We start from the raw sequence: 16809 nt of genomic DNA on the forward strand, positions 1-16809 counted from the left end.
GGCGAATGGTAGATCGATTAATAATGCCCGTACATATTCATTTACGTTTCTCTGACGCGTCCCGCGATACCTGAAGTCAAAAAGGCGGAGCCGACCCCGGGGAATGGCGAATTGTGATCTCCGTTATGTTGACTGAGATTCCGCCGTGCGCGAACCATGGACCGCATGGCACATTCAGCAAACCTTCAGCAAAGGGTCGTGCGGCGCGGTCGCATGCTCCCGGCCGCGGTGTTGGTGTTGTGCACAGTGCTGGTCGGCGGGTGGTTCGCCGGACCCGGCTCAGCCGCCGCGGATCCGGACCTGCCCGGTTGCACCACGGACGTCTCGGTTCCCAATGAACTGACGGTGACCTGCGACCCCGGTTCCGGAGTCGGCGAGCACGCCTTCATCCGCTGTCGCGACCTGCTCGGCATGCCGCACACCCATATCGGCGCCACCATCGGCGCGGATGGCGGCTGGTCCAGGGCCAATTGTGCCCTGGCCGAAACCGGTCCGGTCTGATCCGGGCGGGGCTTGTTTCCCCGATATCGCCTTCGCGCCGGAGCCCGCGAATCGCACTACGACAGGGCCATGGGCGCATCGTAACCAGCACGTCCTTCGGGACGGGTTCACGGAGAGGCTCCAATAATGCGCGTAGTCACCAAGGATCGCCAAAGAGAAACCAAAGCGTCGGCGCGGCACCGCAAGACGGTGCAGAAATCCCGGCGCGGTATGTATGCGGCCGCGACTTTCGCCTCCATGGCGACCGCCATGATCGGCGCGGGCCACGCCTCGGCCGATATCGAGTTGCCCGCACCGCCCGCCGATCTGAACGGCGTGATCTCCGGTGCCGGTGATGTCGCTGGGCAGATGCTCGACCCGGGCCAGCAGGAAGCGCTGAACAACGCACTCGGCGCCGCGAGCGCGGCAAGTGCGAACACTCCGTTCGGCGACCAGGTGAACTCGGCTATCGACACCTACCGGGGCGGTGGCGGACCGTCGCCCGAGCCGTCGTGGGGCGGTGGTCCAGGCGCGCCGAACGAACCCGGTGCGGTCGTCTCCGAAGTGGCGGGCCGCGTCCCCGCACCGGTGGCCGACCTCGCCGCTACCGTCGCGCAAATCGCCGGATCGGGCATGCAGCTCGATCAGCTGGCCACCTGGGCGGACAAGACCTTCCCCGACGGCCCGATGCGCGGACCGGTCAACGACCTGCTGGCCTTCGTGCAGCAGGCCACCGAAATGGCCGGCACCCGGCGCAGCAGCGCGACCCCGGCCATCGATGATTTGATCGACCAGGCGCGCACCCTCTTCGGCTTCCCCAAGGACGGGCCGGACCCGGTCAAGGGTCTGCGGGATCTGCTCACTCCGACTGTGGGACAACAGAATCCGGCCGCGCAGCAACTGCCGCCCGGTCTGCTCGCGATCGCGGCGCCGGTCATCGGCCTGTTCGCGCCGCAGTTGGCGGGTCTCGCGCCGGTGCTCGCATTCCTCGCACCGTTGCTCGCCTTGGCCTCGAACCCGGCCGCCGCGATCGGCGCGGTGTTCACCCAGATCCGCGATGCCGTGCGCGGGCTGGTGTCCGATGCCAGGCAGCCCGCGGCGCTGCCGTTGCTCGCGTTGCCGGTGATCGCGCTGTTCGCGGTGGTGCCGCTGCTGTTCGCGGGCGGTATCGGGGTCGCCGCCGTACTCACCCTCGGTGCGGTGGTGCTCGGCGCGATCCTGTTGGCCCCGTTGGCGATCGGTGCGCTGGTCATCGGCGGGCTCGTGCTCGCGGTACTGGCGATCCCGGTGCTGATCGTGCTCGCGGTGATCGCGATTCCGGTGCTGCTCATCGCGATTCCGGTCGCCCTCGTCGCGTTCGCGGTGCTGGCGCCGGTCATTCTGGTGGGTGGTATCGCCGCGATCGCGGTGGCCATTGTCGGCGGAATCGCCCTTGCCGTAGTCGCTTTGGCCGCCGGGCTGGCGCTGAGTGTCGTCGGGTTCGTGGTGCTGACCGCGGCCGCGCTGCTGGCCACCGTCTTCGTGCCGATCCTCGGACTGGTGGTGGCGCCGCTCTTGTTCACCGGTGCGCTCGCCTTCCTTGTCGTCAGCCTGATCGCTACCGCGGTCGCGTTCTTCGGTGTGCTCGGCGTCGCCGGACTCGCTACCGCCGCACTGTTTGTCGGCGTCGGGCTGCTTTCGCTGCTCACCCCGTTCGGGCTCATCGCCGTGCCGATTCTGATCGCACTCGCGGCGGTCGCGCTGGTGGCGTTCGGCGCGGTCGGTCTCGCGGGCGGCGTGATCCTGGCCGTGGTGGCGCTCGCCGGCTTGCTGATTCTTTCGGTGGCCGGCGGTGCCGCGGTGACCGTGCTGCTCGCGCTTGCGGTGGTGGCGACCGCGATTCAGCTCGTTGCCGCGGCGGTGTTCTGGGCGGGGCTGTCCGCGGCGGGCATACTGTTCGCCGCGCTCGGTGCGGCGGGTGTCGCGCTCGCGGTGGTCGGCGGGTTGATCGCCACGCTCGCGCTGGTCTTCGCCGTCCCGGTGCTCGGGCCGCTGCTGGCTCCGCTGCTGTTCATCGGCCTGGTCGCCATTCCGGCGGCGCTGGGACTCGCGGTGCTGTTCGGCGGGTTCGGGTTGATCGCGTTCTCGGTATTCGCGTTGACCGGGACGGTCCTGTTGGCGATCACCGGGCTGGCCGCGGCGACCCTCGCCGCGACGCTCGCGTTCATGGTGACCATGCCGTATGCGATCCCACTGATTCTGGTTGCCGCACTGGCTTTCTCGATCATCACGGGCGCGGGTATCGGCGTGGTTGCCGCGGCGTTCACCGTGGTGACCTGGCTGGGTGGTGGCGCCATTGTGCTCGGTCTGCTTGCGTTCGCCCTCGCCGCGGTCGCCACGGTGTTCGCCGGTGGGCTGGTGGTCTCGGTGCTGTCGTTCGTGATGCTCAGCCTCGCGGCGCTGGCGCTGATCGTGATCAACCCGCCGCTCGCGCTGATCGCGCTGCCGCTGCTGTTCGGCGGGGTGCTGCTCGGCACGCTGGCGACCATCGGCACGGTGGCCGTCGTCAGCACGCTGCTCGGCGGATTCGTCGCGGCGCTCGGGCTCGGACTGGTGGGCGCGTGGATGTTCTTCGGCGTGCTGGCGCTCGGCGTGTTCTTGGCGGCGTCGGCGCTGTTCCCGCCGCTGCTGTTGGTCACCGTTCCGCTGGCGGCCGCGGCCTTCGCGGTCATGGCGGTGCTGGCGATCGCGACCCTTGCGGTCGGCGGGGCCGGTCTCGGCGCGATCCTGTTGGCGGGCGGGCTGATTTCGGCGGTGCTCGCGGTGGCGGCGGTGCTTGCTACCGCAGCGGTCGCGGTGGTCGGGTTCGCGCTCGCCGCGGTGCTGACGCTGCCCTTCCTGATCTTCGGGCCGTTCGCGGTGGTGGTGTCGACGGCGCTGTCGCCGATCATCGCGCTCGCCTTGCTCGCGGTGTGGTCGCCGGTGCTCGTTGCCGGGTTGGTGGTCGCGGCGCTCGCGGTCGGCATCGGTTTGTTCGGCCTGGTCGGGTTGCCCGTGCTGGCGGCGCTGATCGGGATCTCGGTTGTTGCCGTCACGACGGCGCTGGCGGTCACGCTGTTCGTCGGTAGCCTGCTGCTCGACTTCGCCACGCTCGGCGTCGTCGCGGCTGTGCTCGCGCCGCTGGTCGCCTTGGCCGGACTCGGTGCACTGGCGTTGCTCGCGCTTCCGGTGCTTGCCCTGCTCGCTGTTCCGGTGCTGGGCTTGGCCGCGCTGGGTGCGCTGGGTGCGCTGGCTGTGGTCGCGCTGCCGGTGCTGGCCGTGGTCGCGCTGCCGGTACTCGGGCTCGCCGCGCTCGGTGCGCTTGCCGCCGTGGCCATTCCGGTGATCGTGGTGCTCGTGCTGCCGGTGCTGGCATTGCTCGCCCTGGTGGCGGTGCCGCTGCTCGCCTTGGCCGGACTGGCCGCGCTGGCGGCGACCTTCGTCGCAGGCACGGTCGCCGGGGCAACGGCCCTCGCGGTCGCGGTGCTCGGCGCCCTCGCCATCGGCGCCCCACTGGCCTTGCTGCTGATCGTTCCGCTGCTGGCCTTGGCCGCCGCCGGCGCCCTCGCCCTGCTGGCGCTGCCGGTGCTGTTGATCGGCGGGGCCTTGGTCGCGGCAATCGGCGTGCCCCTCGCCGCACTCGGTGCGCTGGCCTTGCTCGCGCTGCCGGTCGTACTGATCGGTGGTGCGCTGATCGGCTTGGCCGCCCTGGTCGGCGTCCCGCTCGCCGCGGTGGGAGCCGTTGCACTGCTGGCACTTCCGGTACTCCTGATCGGTGGCGCACTGGTGGCAGCCGTTGGCGTCCCGCTCGCCGCAATCGGCACCCCGGTCCTGCTCGCCGGAGCCGCACTGGCCGCTCTGGTCGGCATCCCGGTACTGGTGATCGGCGGTGGCTTGGCTGCCCTCGCCGCCGCCTTCATCGCGGTGAAACTACTGATCTGCCTGCCCCTCACCCTCGGTGCCCTTGCGCTGCTTGCGCTTCCGGTCCTGCTGGTGGGCGGTGCGTTGGCCGGGTTGGTCGCACTGATCGGTGTTCCGCTCGCCGCAGTGGGCGCGCTTGCGCTGCTTGCGCTTCCGGTCCTGCTGGCCGGTGGCGTGTTGGCTGCGCTGGTCGGTGTGCCGCTGGCAGCGGTGGGCGCGCTTGCGCTGCTCGCGCTCCCGGTTCTGCTGCTCGGCGGTGGGTTGGCAGCGATCGTCGGTGTCCCGCTCGCGGCGGTCGGTGCGCTTGCGTTGCTTGCGCTCCCGGTGCTGTTGATTGGTGGTGCGTTGGCTGCGCTGATCGGCGTTCCGCTCGCGGCCGCGGGTGCGCTTGCGTTGCTTGCCCTTCCGGTCTTGTTGATCGGCGGCGGACTTGCTGCGTTGATCGGTGTCCCGCTCGCAGTGGTCGGTGCGCTTGCGTTGCTTGCGCTTCCGGTATTGCTGGCCGGTGGTGCATTGGCCGCGGTGGTTGGACTGCCGTTGGCGGCGCTCGGGCTGTTCGCGCTGATCGAGATCCCGAAACTGCTGCTCGGTGGTGCCTTGGCTGCGGCGGTTGCTGCCGCGCTGGCACCCCTTGCCGCACTGGGCGTGGCGGCGCTGATCGCCGCTCCGCTGGTCGGGCTCGCGGCGTTGATCGGTGCGCCGCTGGCCGCGCTCGGGGCTGCGGCGGCGGTGGCGCTTGCCGTCGCGATTGCCGTGCTGCTCACGCCGGGGGCGCGGGTCGGCATCATCTCCGCCATTCGGGCCGCGCTGGATCGCAATGGGCCCCTTGGTGCTTGGGGTGGTGGCACGGCGGCGACCGGAACGCAGTTCCTCGACGACATTCCCGACGACCCGAGCTTGGAGCAACTGGCGGCTTCGTTGCAGCAGCTGCTCGCTCCACTGCCGAGCGAACCCGCGCCCGCGCCGGTCGCGTTCGCCGACCTACCCTACTCCGGAAAGGGGGCTGCCGAAGCGGTGGCGCACGATCGCGCCTCGCGGCTCGTCAGCGTTTCGCTGTGACGAAACATGCACAGTGCCAAGCCATCCGACGAAGGAGAACAGACATGACGCACACATCGGAAACCCTGCACCTGGAGTACCTCTACGGCCCGCAGTGGCAGCAGGCCGTCCGCATCATCGAACGCTCCGGCCAGCTGACCGCCGAGGAACGGGAGAAGCTGAACGCCGCCTCGAAAAAGCTGATCCAGGACAAGGTTTCGGCCCTGTCCAACGGCTCCGGCCTCGAAGGCGGGCTCAGCGGACTGCTGGCCGGCCTCGGCATGGGCGCGAATGCCCAGTCGGTGGCGGCACATCCGCTGAATATCGCGACCGCGACCGCCAAGGCGTTCGGGCGATCCCGCAACGTGCAGCTCGCGGGGATGATCGCCGGTCAGGCCGTCTCGCCGACCTCGGCGGGCACCACCGGTGACCTCAGCGGCCTGCTGGAGTCGTTCGGCTCGATCGGCGCGGTGGCCGTGGTCGGACAGGCCGTCACCGCGACGGTGCTGAGCGACCTGATCGGCCAGGGCGAATTCACCCAGGCCGTCTATGACGAGCTGATGGAGCCGTGGAGCAGCACCATCGACGCGTAACCGGCGACGAATACGAAAGGGGTTGGCACCATGTTCGATTCGCGAAACATCGGTTCCGGTGGGCTCAGTACCGATGCGCTCGGTGGTCTGCTCGACGTCGGATCGGCCCCCATCGCGTTCGGCTACTACGAACGTGACGAGGTCGCCGTCGCCACCGGCGTCGAGTGGAACACCCGGTCCCGCACCGCCCCGATCGGGTGGTGGAATCGGCACCGGCAGGTACAGGCCGGGTTCGGCATGGCATTGGTCATGACCCTCGCCTTCGTGCCTGCCGTGCAGAACGCGATCCTCACGGTGCTGACCCATGCCGCATAACGCGCGTCGCAACGGAAGGCCGGCCCGCCGAGGGATAACCGCCCTCGGCGGGCCGGCCGTGGCCGCGCTGTTCGTGCTCGTGGCCGTGCTGCTGAGCGGGTGTTCGAGCTCGGGTTCGACGGACACCGTGCGCAACCGGGTCGCCGATGCAGACAAGACGGACTGCGCCCTCGGTGGCCAAGCCGTCGCCGGTCTGCGAGATACCTTCCGGCAGTTGTCCGAGCAACTCGACGGCCTCAGTCCGGCCGCGGCCCGTGGTGATTTCGGCGAGGTGAAAACTCGTGTCACCCAAGGGATGTGGCTGTCCCATCAGGTCTCGAGCACCATCGATCCGGTGGTCGACCGGATGGGCTCGCCGCTGATCGGCAGCGCCTATGGCGACGTGGCGACCGCGGGCGGCCGCTTGCACGACTCGCTGTCGGATTTCGCCGCGGTCCTGGACAACGGCCACCCGGCCCAGCCGGTCGCCGACTCGGTCACCGCCGCCCTGACCGACCTCAACTCGTCGATGGACCGTATGCGCCGCGCCTGCCCGAGCGTCTTCGCCGAACCGAAGGGCCCGCAGTACGGCCCACCGCTCAGCGCGCGTTGAGCTCGATCACGCACTGGTAGTGCGTCTTTCGAAGAGCCGATCCCTGGCGACGGAGAGGGCGCGGGAGACGGCGCCGGTGAGTACCCCGTCGTCGCCGAGCGTGCTGGCGACGATGCGGGGATGCAGCGGTCCGAGTTCGGCCATGCGGCGCTCGATGGCGTCGCCGAGCAGCTCGAGGTTGTTGCCGATCCCACCACTGAGCACCACCAGTTCCGGATCGAGGATCGCGGCGACGGCGGTGATGAGCGCGCCGATCCGGCGGCCCTCGGACTCGACCACCGCCTCGGCCCGCGAATCACCCGCGGCCGCCGCGGCGAAGATCTCCTTGGCGGAGGCGCCGGGCAGTCCGGCCTGTTCGGCGGCGCGGGCGACACCGCCTGCGGCGGCGACGGTTTCGGTCAGGCCGCGCTCGCGGGCGTCGAGTGGGGGAGCGTCGACCTCGCTGGCCGGCAGGAACGAGACCTCGCCCGCCGCACCGCTGTTGCCGACATAGAGTTCGCCGTTGATCACGATGCCCATGCCGACGCCGGTGCCGATCGAGATGAGCACGAAGTTGCGGATGCCCACGCCCGCACCGAAGGTCAGCTCGCCGAGCGCGGCGAGATTGATGTCGTTCTCGATGGTCGACTCGACCTCGAGCGCGGCCCGCAACTGGGTAACCAACCCGGCGCGGCCCCAACCGGGCAGGTTCTGCGCGTAGTCGAGGCGGCCGGTGTTCGGGTTGAGCACGCCGGGACTGCCGATCACCGCGTAATGCACTGCGGACCAGTCGATTCCGGCCTCCTCGGCGACCTGGTCGGCCAGCGCGCGCACCCGGCGCACCAGATCGGCGGCCGAACGCGCGGTGTTGCGCACATCGCGACGGCCGATGAAATCGCCGCGCAGGTCGGCGATGGCGAGGCGAATCCAGTTCCGGCCGATATCGACTCCGGCCACCACACCCGCGCGTACATTCACGTCGTAGAGCGCGGTGGTCGGTCCCGGCCTGCCGCTCAGCGAACCGACCAGCTGCACCAGACCCGCCTGCTCCAACCCCGAAAGTGCCGCCGACACTGTCGGTTTGGACAATCCACTGGCCTTGGCCAGCTCGCCGCGCGAGGCGGGACCGTCCACCCGCAGGTAGTCGAGCAGCAGCCGCTCGTTCATCGTGCGAAGGAGCTGGGGATTGCCGACCCTACTCATCAATCCTCCTGCTCATACCACTGGACACCTCCGTGTTAGTAAACTACCTTTCTTACCAACGCTCAACCGGGCGCTCTCACTCTCCTCTCGGCACGGTGACCTCATGCGTCGAATTCAGCTCCTCACCGCGGCGGCGGCCGCACTCGTCCTGGCGGCAGGCTGTAGCTCCGGCGACAGCACCAGAGACGCGAAATCGGGCGGCGACAACCCGACGATCGCGCTGCTGCTCCCGGAATCCAAGACCACCCGCTACGAAGCCTTCGACCGCCCGCTGTTCGAGGCGAAGGTCAAGCAGCTCTGCGAGAAGTGCAAGGTGCTCTACTTCAACGCCGATCAAGACGCGGCAAAACAGCAGGGCCAGTTCGAATCCGCGCTCACCCAGGGCGCCGACGTCATCGTGTTCGACGCGGTCAACGCAGATGCCGTTGCACCGCAGGTGAACACGGCGAACCAGAAGAACATCCCGGTGATCGCCTACGACCGGTTGATCTCGGGCATCAGCTACGACTACTACGTGTCGTTCGACAATGTGAAGGTCGGCAAGGTGCAGGGCGAGGCGCTGCTGGCCGAGCTGACCAAGCGCGGCACCCTGGATAAGGGCCAGCTCGTGGTGATCAACGGATCGCCGACCGACCCCAGCGCGGGCGACTACAAGAAGGGTGCGCACGAGGCGCTGGACGGCAAGGTGAAGATCGGACGCGAATTCGACACGCCCGATTGGTCGCCCGACAAGGCGCAGCAGCAGATGGAGCAGGCCATCACCGCGCTCGGCAAGGACGCGATCGTCGGGGTGTACTCGGCGAACGACGGCATGGCGGGCGGCGCGATCGCGGCGCTGAAGCGGGCAGGCTATGCGACGCTGCCGCCGTTGACCGGGCAGGACGCGGAACTCGCAGGCGTGCAACGGATTCTGACCGGCGAGCAGACCATGACCATCTACCTCGACTACCGCGCCCAGGCGGAGAAGGCCGCCGAATTGGCGGTCGCGCTGGCGTACGGCGAGAAGCCGGTGGCACCCGCGAAAACCAACAACGGCGTGACCGACATCCCGTCGTATCTGCTGGAAGCGATCGCGGTCGGCAAGGACAACATCAAGGACACCATCGTCAAGGACGGGCTGTACACCGTCGCCGATATCTGCACGCCCGATGTTGCGGCGGCATGTCAGGCCGCAGGTATCAAATGACAGCTCCCACAACGGTTCTCTCGGCGCGCGGGCTGACCAAACGCTACGGCGCGGTCCAGGCGTTGGCGGGAGCGGATCTCGAGGGGCGCGCCGGGGAAGTGGTGGCACTGGTCGGTGACAACGGTGCGGGCAAATCGACTCTGGTCAAGGCGATCTCGGGCGTGACCGTGGCCGACGAGGGCGAGATCGTCTTCGCGGGGGAGACGGTGCGGATCAACCGCCCGCAGGACGCCCAGGCCCTGGGCATCACGACGGTGTTCCAGGATCTCGCGTTGTGCGACAACCTCGACGTCGTCGCCAACCTGCATCTCGGTGCGGAGACCCGAATCTGCAGCGTGCTGGACGAAATCGAGATGGAGCGCAGCGCCCGCGATCTGCTCGCCTCGCTCGACGTGCGGATCAAGGACGTGCGCGCACCGGTCTCCGCGCTGTCCGGTGGGCAGCGGCAATCGGTCGCCATCGCACGCGCGCTGCTCGGGCGGCCGCGCATGGTGATCCTCGACGAGCCGACCGCGGCGCTCGGCGTCGAACAGACCGCGCAGGTGCTCGCGTTGATCGGCCGACTGCGCGAACGCGGCCTCGGCGTGCTGTTGATTTCGCACAACCTGGTGGACGTGCGGTCGGTCAGCGACCGCGTGGTGGTGCTGCGGCTGGGCCGCAATGCGGGTGAATTCGAGACCGCCAACGCGACTCAAGAAGATATCGTGGCAGCGATCACGGGAGCAGCTGCATGAGAGAGCGTAGCGAACGAATGATGGAGCCGAGCGCCAGCGAGGCGGAGTCATGAGTGACATCGTTGTGAAAAAAACTGTCTGGCAAGGAAATCAGGGACGCGGGTTGGCCGATGCCGCAATGGATCGGCTGCGTCGGGGCGAGGTCGGTTCGGTACCGGTCGCGATCGGGCTGGTGATCATCGCGGCGGTGTTCTACCGGCTCAACGCACATTTCCTCTCCGCGGAGAACCTCACCAACCTGGCTTTGCAGATGGCCGCGACCGGAACCATCGCGCTGGGCATTGTTTTGGTGCTGCTGCTCGGCGAAATAGACCTCTCCGCAGGCTCGGTCAGCGGTCTGACGGCCGTGGTGATGACGCTGCTCTACGTGCGCCACGGCTGGAACGTCGTCGTCGCGGTGATCGCGGCGGTGGCCGTGGGCGCCGCGATCGGCCTGCTGCACGGACTCATGCGCACGATGCTGAGCATGCCGTCGTTCGTCGTGACGCTGGCCGGGCTGATCGGCTGGCAGGGACTGATGCTGTACCTGCTCGGCAAGGAAGGCACCGTCAACCTGCCGTTCGACCGCGGCATCGCCACCATCAGCGACACCTGGCTCGCCCCCGCGCTCGGCTGGCTGCTCGTCACGCTGCTCGTGGGTGGGCATCTCACCGCGAGCCTGATCACCCGGCAGCAACGCGTGCACGCCAAACTCGATGTGCCGGCACCGATCTGGATCGTGCTGCGCTCGGGTGGCCTCGCCGTCCTGCTCGGCGCCACCGTCGCGGTGCTGAATACCGATCGCGGCGTTCCGCTGACCCTGGTGATCTTCGGCGGTCTGGTGCTGGCCCTCGACCTGATCCTGCGCCGCACGGTCTTCGGCCGCCGCATGTACGCGGTCGGCGGTAACGCCGAGGCGGCGCGCCGGGCAGGCATCAATGTCACCGGGATCCGCATCGCCGCCTTCGTCGGCTGCTCCGCTCTGGCCACCCTCGGCGGCATCCTGGCCGCCTCCCGCCTGGTCGCGGTCAACCAGAGCTCCGGCGGCAGCGACATCCTGCTCAACGCCATCGCCGCCGCGGTCATCGGCGGCACCAGCCTGTTCGGCGGGCGCGGCCGCGCCTACGCCGCCCTGCTCGGCATCCTCGTCATCCAATCCATCACGAACGGCATGCTGCTGCTCAACGTGGACTCCTCGGTGCGCTTCATGGTCACCGGCGCCGTCCTCGCGATCTCCGTCGCCATCGACTCGGTCGCGCGGCGCGGCGCCGAGGGAGCGCGCTGAGCTACGGGCGATCCAACGATCGCCCGGCGGAGGGGCGCCTGAACGCGAATCGGGTTGTCTCGCGTTCAGGTGGTCCCGCGGAAGTATCCTGCGGCAGAGCCTGTCTCATGATTGTGATCGACGCCTTCAGAAACCCGCACCGAACAACACAGCCCAACGAAGGGCAGGCAATTGTGTACACATTCGTGTACACTTTTGTTATGTTGATTGAGACGCTGTCGGTTCGGGAGGCGCGCGACCAGCTCTCCTGCATGCTCGAGCGCTTCCGTAGGGGTGACCGCACGCCCGTCGGTGTCGGTTCTCATCGCAAGACGGAAGCCGTGATGGTTCCGGTAGAGGTGTTCGAAGAATTGACTACGGAGAGAGTGCGGTCGCTGGAGCAGGCAATGGGATCCATTCGTGCTGAAGGGCTCGAGCCGAGTCCTGATGCTGAAGCGATCGTCGAGCGGTGGACGCGTGGCGAGATCACCACCGCTCAGATGCGCGAGCTCGGTCGACGCCTGCATACCGCCAGGTGACAACCGACCCCTACGTCGATCCCAACTCTGGAGTCCTGCGGAACAGACTCGGCATAGTCGATGCTGAGCGCCTGCGGCGGGTCGAGGCGGATCTGACGCTGTTCGCATTGGCTGACTTGTCGACTCGGGTGCTGCCCGGCAATTACGACCTCGATCACCTATGCGGCTTTCATCGCGAGATTTTCGGCGATATCTTTCCTTGGGCCGGCGAGATCCGAGTGGTGGGCATCGCGAAGTCCGATCCGTTTTGTCTTCCTCAGTACATTGCGAACTACTCTGCTGAAGTGTTCCGTCAGCTGGCTGGCGAGAAGTACCTGCGAGGCTTGTCTCGTGACGAGTACATCGATCGGCTGGTGTACTACTTTGCCGAGGTCAACGCCATCCACCCGTTCCGTGAGGGCAATGGCCGCACGCAGCGGGCGTTCTTCCGCCAGCTGGGTCTCGAAGCAGGTTGGCTCATCGACTGGTCCAAGTTGGAGCCGGAGGAGAATGTGCAAGCGTCCAGGGCGGCGCTGCGTGGAGACACCGGGCCGATGTCGTCTCTTTTCGAATCTCTCGTCCGTCCGGCCTGAGGTATCACCGAGATGCGATAACGCGTCGTGGCCGGTGCTCGCCAAGGGCCTGTACAACTGATCTCCCCAGCCGGCCGCAGCCCTGTGATCCAAGTCATCCCACGTAGTAGGCTGCGGTCGGCATAGGGTCGGCTAAGGTGGGTAAACAGATGCAGATATGCGCATACGTGGCGGTGATGAAAGCGGGCGGCTAATGGGACATGAACACGAGCACGGACACGGCCATGGCAACGGCCACACCCACTCGCACGGGGTGTCCGGCGATGCCGATCGCCGCTGGCTGACGGTCGCCCTGGCGCTGATCGCCGGGTTCATGTCGATCGAGGTCGTGGTGGGTCTGCTGGCGAATTCGCTGGCCCTGCTCTCGGACGCGGCGCACATGCTCACCGATGCCGCATCGATCGTGCTCGCGCTCACCGCGATTCGCATCGCCGCCCGGCCCGCGCGCGGCAAATATACTTACGGCTTCAAGCGAGCCGAGATCCTGTCCGCGCAGGCGAACGGCATCACGCTGCTCGTGCTCGCGGGCTGGCTCACCTACGAGGCCATCCGGCGCCTGCTCGATCCGCCGGAGGTGACCGGTGGGCTGGTGGTCGTCACCGCGCTGGTCGGCATCGTGGTGAATGTGGTTGCGGCGTGGGCGATCAGCAAAGCGAACCGCTCCAGTCTCAACGTGGAGGGCGCGTTCCAGCACGTGCTCAACGACCTGTACGGCTTCATCGCGACCGCCGTCGCCGGAATCGTCGTACTGCTCACCGGATTCGCCCGCGCCGACGCGATCGCCACGCTGGTCGTCGTCGCGCTGATGGTGAAGGCGGGCCTCGGCCTGGTCCGCGAATCCGGCCGCATCTTCTTGGAAGCCGCACCCGCCGGCGTCGATCCGGATGCGCTGGGCCGCCGCCTCGTCGAGATCCCCGGCGTCGACGAGGTACACGACCTGCACGTCTGGCAGATCACCTCCGGCAACGTCGCCCTGTCCGCACACGTGCTCGTCCAACCGGGCGCCGACTGCCACGGCCTGCGCCAGCAGATCGAACGCCTCCTAGACCACGACTACGAAATCACCCACACCACCCTCCAGGTCGACCACTCCCAACTCGTCGCCACCGCCGCAGGCCCTACTGCCGACCGCCTACTCCCGGTACTAGAGGAACACTGCGACGACTCCCACGGCCCCATCCACCGCGAACGCCCCGGTCTCGGCCACTCCTGAATCCACGCCGGCCGGCCGCGCATCCCTCTCGCAGGATCATCCGCTCCTGTGGGAGGGATGCACCGTCTGTGGGTCCACCCGAATATGTTGCGCGCAGTTCCAGCGCGGAAGCGCGATTGCTAACGTCGGGCAGTGCCGTCTCACTTCCACGTAACGTCGGCCCTGAACCGAGTCTCGATCACGCGCTTCGGTCTGGACTGGCGTCGTATGGGTGCCGCACCGGGCATTGCCGGCAGCCACCGGCCCGAGCAACAGGGTTGTTTCCTCGCGCTCAATGATTTCGAGGTTGAGTGGTTCGTGCGCATGAACAACACCGGCGGGCCAGTGGACGTATGGGAGGTTCACGGGATAGAAGCCGACGATCTCGTCCTATCGCCGGAGGGCCTTCACTACTTTCCGGGAACGATCGCGGCAGCTCAGCTCCGCTTGGTGCGGCGAGACGTGCCACCTGCGCGAACCTGACCGGGTCTCGCCGTTGACCCTCCCCGCACACCCAGCTCGATGCCCTTTGACGGCCCCAGCATCCTTTCGACCACCCGCCGCCTCGCGGACGTGGGACTACCAGGTGGGTATCACTGGCCGCTCGTCGGCGCTGTTGAGTACCGCGAATACGTTGGGGCGCTTCGATCCGAGCTGGCGAGGCCTGCCCATCGACGCCGACCCTGGCGCCGTCCAAGGTGCGGGCCCGAGTTCGGCCGCTTGGCCGAACACACTGTATTGCCGATTTGAGGTTGTTTCAGGTTCACCAACGAGCGTGTGCGTGATTCGCTTTAACGTGCTGGACAACCGGGCTCAGCTCGCCGTCCAATTCGGGACTTCAACCTCTTTCAAGACCGGATCATGTTTGATCCCATCTGGAGCCTTCATAGCACCGAATACTCGATGGGTCGACCGACAGCCGGAGCGCACCAGTACTCCAGACGAGGAGAAGAACGCATGATCCGGAAGGCCATGGCCGCCGTTGCGGTGAGCTTGCTCGCTACGACAGCCTTCACTGTCGCAGCGGGCACAGCGTCCGCAAAGCCGACGACAGCCAATGTGTCGTCAGTCAACGACACCGGCCAGCAGGTAGCAAAGCCGAAGCGACCAGAGGACGTTAAGACAAAAAAGGAATGCGAAAAACGAGGATGGCGATGGCAATCAGGAGAGTGCGTGGACAAACGCGTCGGCCAGCGCCCGCCGCCCGTCGATGACGATGACGATGTAGCCGACCCGGAAAGTCAACCTCCTGTGTAGTCATTGTCACTCCATCACGCAAAATTATCGAGCCCGACCGTACGGGGTCGGGCTCGACGAGTCCACCTGATATCCAGTGCTATCCCATCGGCCCGCGCGGACGCGCCTATCGGAGTATGGGGCGACTCCCAAGGCGGGGATTGACGGTCTCCTGAGTCCTCGGCGATAACGCCCGATAATGCCGCTGGCCGCGTGTTGGTCAGACGTTCAGATTGGTTGGCCGGCAGAGCCTTCCGAGTGCACCGAGATGCCAACGAGCGCGCGTTCGCGTGAACGCGGCTTCAGCCGAATACCGTGAGTCGGTGTGGGGCGGCTGAATCGGCGGCAGCTATTTGTGGAACGTCGCCGGAAGCCGCCTGCCTGAATGGAACAACAGTGCGGGCCACACCGGTGGTGTCGTCTACGTGTACTAGCCCGGAGGACATATACCGCTGAACAAGCCGGTCCACTTCCGTGAAAGTCGACCGGCTTGTTCGGTGGAATTGTGCTGCGCGGGCAGGCTTTCGGTTCGGCTAACCGACCAGGCGGGGGAAGGGGTTTTCGGCTTCGAGGAGGTAGGCGAGTTCGAGGAGGGTGTGTTCGTTGCCGCGGGTGCCGGCGAACTGGACGCCGATGGGTAGGCCCGAGGGGCTGAGGCCGGCGGGGATGGTGATCGAGGGGGTGCCGGTGATGTTGTTGATCGGGGTGAACGAGACGTAGGTGCGCAGGCGGTCGAGCAGGTCGTCGAACGGCACTGTGGGACTGAGGTAGCCGAGCTCGGGGGTTTCGTGGCCGAGGGTGGGCAGCAGGACCGCGTCGTACGGTCCGAGGGCGCGCTCGTAGGTGGCGGCCGCGGCGCGTAGTCGGTACAGGGTCAGCGGGAGACGCCATGCGCTGCGCAGGAAGTGGCGGCGCAGGCCGAGGGTGAGATCGTCGAGGCGGCCGGCGTCGAAGCTGCGGTCGGCGATCTTGCCGGTCGAGGCGACGAATGTGGCGAGCAGACCCCAATAGTGCAGAAACGCCGTCTCCAGGGCCGCATCGAACGGCAGCGGCACCGGCTCGACCCGGTGACCATGGGATTCCAGGATGGCAGTGACCTTTTCGACCGCCGACCGAATCGGACCCGTCGGCACCGGCCCACCCACGTTCTCCAGCAGCAGCGCGATACGCAGCGGCTTGGACCCCGGACCCTCGACGTAACCGATCGGCGGAAGCGCCGGGTTGCGCCAAAACTCTTCCACCGCAGCGGTATACGCCGCAGTGTCACGCACCGTCCTGGTCAGCACCCCTTCGCTGACGATATTGATCGGCAGCTTGCGCGCCATCGCCGAATCGATGTGCCGACCCCGGCTCGGCTTCAGCCCGACCAACCCGGCGCAGGCCGCCGGAATACGGATAGATCCGCCGCCGTCGTTGCCGTGCGCGATCGGCACCACGCCCGCAGCGACCAGCGCGGCCGACCCGCCCGACGAACCGCCCACCGAATACCCGGTGTGCCAAGGGTTTCGGGTCGGCGGGGCGAACGGCGGTTCGGTGGTGGCGTTGAACCCGAACTCGGGCAGCGTGCTCTTGCCGAGCACCGTCATTCCGGCACTGAGGAATTGGCGGGCATACCCACCGTGCTCCCGCGCGGGCTTGCCCTGAAACGCCTGAGTGCCGTGGTTGCTCGGCATCCCGGCGATGTCGGCATTGTCTTTCACGAACGTCGGGACGCCGTAGAGCCTGCCGGTCGGCTCGGCGGGCAGCAGCGGCTGCTCGTAACTCTCGTACGCGACGGCCGCCAATTCCTCGACCGCGCGCGCCCGGTCCGCCGCCGCCGCGGCCAGCTCGCGCGGGCTGCGTTCGCCGCTGCGCACCAGCTCGGCCAGCGCGACCGCGTCGTGCTCGCCGAGTGCGTCGTCGGCGAAGGAGTGGATGCGGGTGGTCTGCGCGTCAGCGGTCACTCCACGAATCTAGCCACGCGCGGGC

Annotated in this window: 14 protein-coding genes; 12 read left to right on the forward strand and 2 right to left on the reverse strand. The window is 67.6% G+C overall.

The annotated features are described in order from the left end of the window. Positions 1–165 precede the first annotated feature (165 nt). The 5 genes from DBO33_RS08595 to DBO33_RS08615 all read left to right on the forward strand — a co-directional run bounded on the left by DBO33_RS08595 (position 166) and on the right by DBO33_RS08615 (position 6957). The gene (locus DBO33_RS08595; protein WP_234390739.1) at positions 166–501 is read left to right on the forward strand and encodes a hypothetical protein; all 336 of its coding nucleotides are present in this window, start codon (positions 166–168) and stop codon (positions 499–501) included. A gap of 126 nt (positions 502–627) precedes the next feature. Beyond that, the gene (locus tag DBO33_RS08600; protein WP_107654554.1) at positions 628–5478 is read left to right on the forward strand and encodes a V-type ATP synthase subunit I; all 4851 of its coding nucleotides are present in this window, start codon (positions 628–630) and stop codon (positions 5476–5478) included. 44 nt (positions 5479–5522) lie between these two features. Beyond that, on the forward strand, positions 5523–6050 hold the full coding sequence (locus DBO33_RS08605; protein ID WP_107654555.1) for a hypothetical protein: 528 nt from the start codon (positions 5523–5525) through the stop codon (positions 6048–6050). A 30-nt stretch (positions 6051–6080) separates the two neighbouring features. After that, positions 6081–6365, forward strand: coding sequence for a hypothetical protein (locus tag DBO33_RS08610; RefSeq protein ID WP_107654556.1), 285 nt, complete (start codon positions 6081–6083; stop codon positions 6363–6365). Continuing rightward, positions 6355–6957 carry a hypothetical protein gene (locus DBO33_RS08615; RefSeq protein ID WP_159080153.1) on the forward strand — a complete coding sequence of 201 codons (603 nt, stop codon included), beginning with the start codon at positions 6355–6357 and terminating at the stop codon, positions 6955–6957. The genes DBO33_RS08610 and DBO33_RS08615 overlap by 11 nt, the downstream gene beginning before the upstream one ends. 6 nt (positions 6958–6963) lie before the next feature. On the opposite strand, the gene DBO33_RS08620 is transcribed toward DBO33_RS08615, so the two are convergent. Next, positions 6964–8139 carry an ROK family transcriptional regulator gene (locus DBO33_RS08620; RefSeq protein ID WP_107654558.1) on the reverse strand — a complete coding sequence of 392 codons (1176 nt, stop codon included), beginning with the start codon at positions 8137–8139 and terminating at the stop codon, positions 6964–6966. Positions 8140–8242: 103 nt separating this feature from the next. On the opposite strand from DBO33_RS08620, the gene DBO33_RS08625 reads away from it, so the two are divergent. The 7 genes from DBO33_RS08625 (at position 8243) to DBO33_RS08655 (ending at position 14088) form a co-directional block, all read left to right on the forward strand. Next, on the forward strand, positions 8243–9325 hold the full coding sequence (locus DBO33_RS08625) for a sugar ABC transporter substrate-binding protein (RefSeq protein WP_107654559.1): 1083 nt from the start codon (positions 8243–8245) through the stop codon (positions 9323–9325). Then, a complete protein-coding gene (locus DBO33_RS08630; RefSeq protein WP_107654560.1) occupies positions 9322–10059 on the forward strand; it encodes an ATP-binding cassette domain-containing protein in 738 nt (245 codons plus the stop codon). The genes DBO33_RS08625 and DBO33_RS08630 overlap by 4 nt, the downstream gene beginning before the upstream one ends. Positions 10060–10108: 49 nt before the next feature. After that, the gene (locus DBO33_RS08635) at positions 10109–11323 is read left to right on the forward strand and encodes a sugar ABC transporter permease (RefSeq protein ID WP_107654561.1); all 1215 of its coding nucleotides are present in this window, start codon (positions 10109–10111) and stop codon (positions 11321–11323) included. A 107-nt stretch (positions 11324–11430) separates the two neighbouring features. Further along, positions 11431–11841: an antitoxin VbhA family protein gene (locus tag DBO33_RS08640; RefSeq protein WP_159080154.1), complete on the forward strand. Its 411-nt coding sequence runs from the start codon at positions 11431–11433 to the stop codon at positions 11839–11841. After that, positions 11838–12413 carry a Fic/DOC family protein gene (locus DBO33_RS08645; RefSeq protein ID WP_107654563.1) on the forward strand — a complete coding sequence of 192 codons (576 nt, stop codon included), beginning with the start codon at positions 11838–11840 and terminating at the stop codon, positions 12411–12413. The genes DBO33_RS08640 and DBO33_RS08645 overlap by 4 nt, the downstream gene beginning before the upstream one ends. Positions 12414–12606: 193 nt before the next feature. After that, positions 12607–13626: a cation diffusion facilitator family transporter gene (locus tag DBO33_RS08650; RefSeq protein ID WP_107654564.1), complete on the forward strand. Its 1020-nt coding sequence runs from the start codon at positions 12607–12609 to the stop codon at positions 13624–13626. A 132-nt stretch (positions 13627–13758) separates the two neighbouring features. Then, positions 13759–14088 (forward strand): hypothetical protein, encoded by a 330-nt coding sequence (locus tag DBO33_RS08655; protein ID WP_107654565.1) that lies wholly within the window; start codon positions 13759–13761, stop codon positions 14086–14088. 1286 nt (positions 14089–15374) lie between these two features. Here the strand turns inward: DBO33_RS08655 and DBO33_RS08660 are convergent. Further along, entirely contained in the window at positions 15375–16784 is a 1410-nt protein-coding gene (locus tag DBO33_RS08660) for an amidase (protein ID WP_107654566.1), read from the reverse strand. Positions 16785–16809 lie beyond the last annotated feature (25 nt).

This window comes from Nocardia suismassiliense (genome assembly GCF_900269665.1).
Taxonomy (GTDB): Bacteria; Actinomycetota; Actinomycetes; order Mycobacteriales; family Mycobacteriaceae; genus Nocardia; species Nocardia suismassiliense.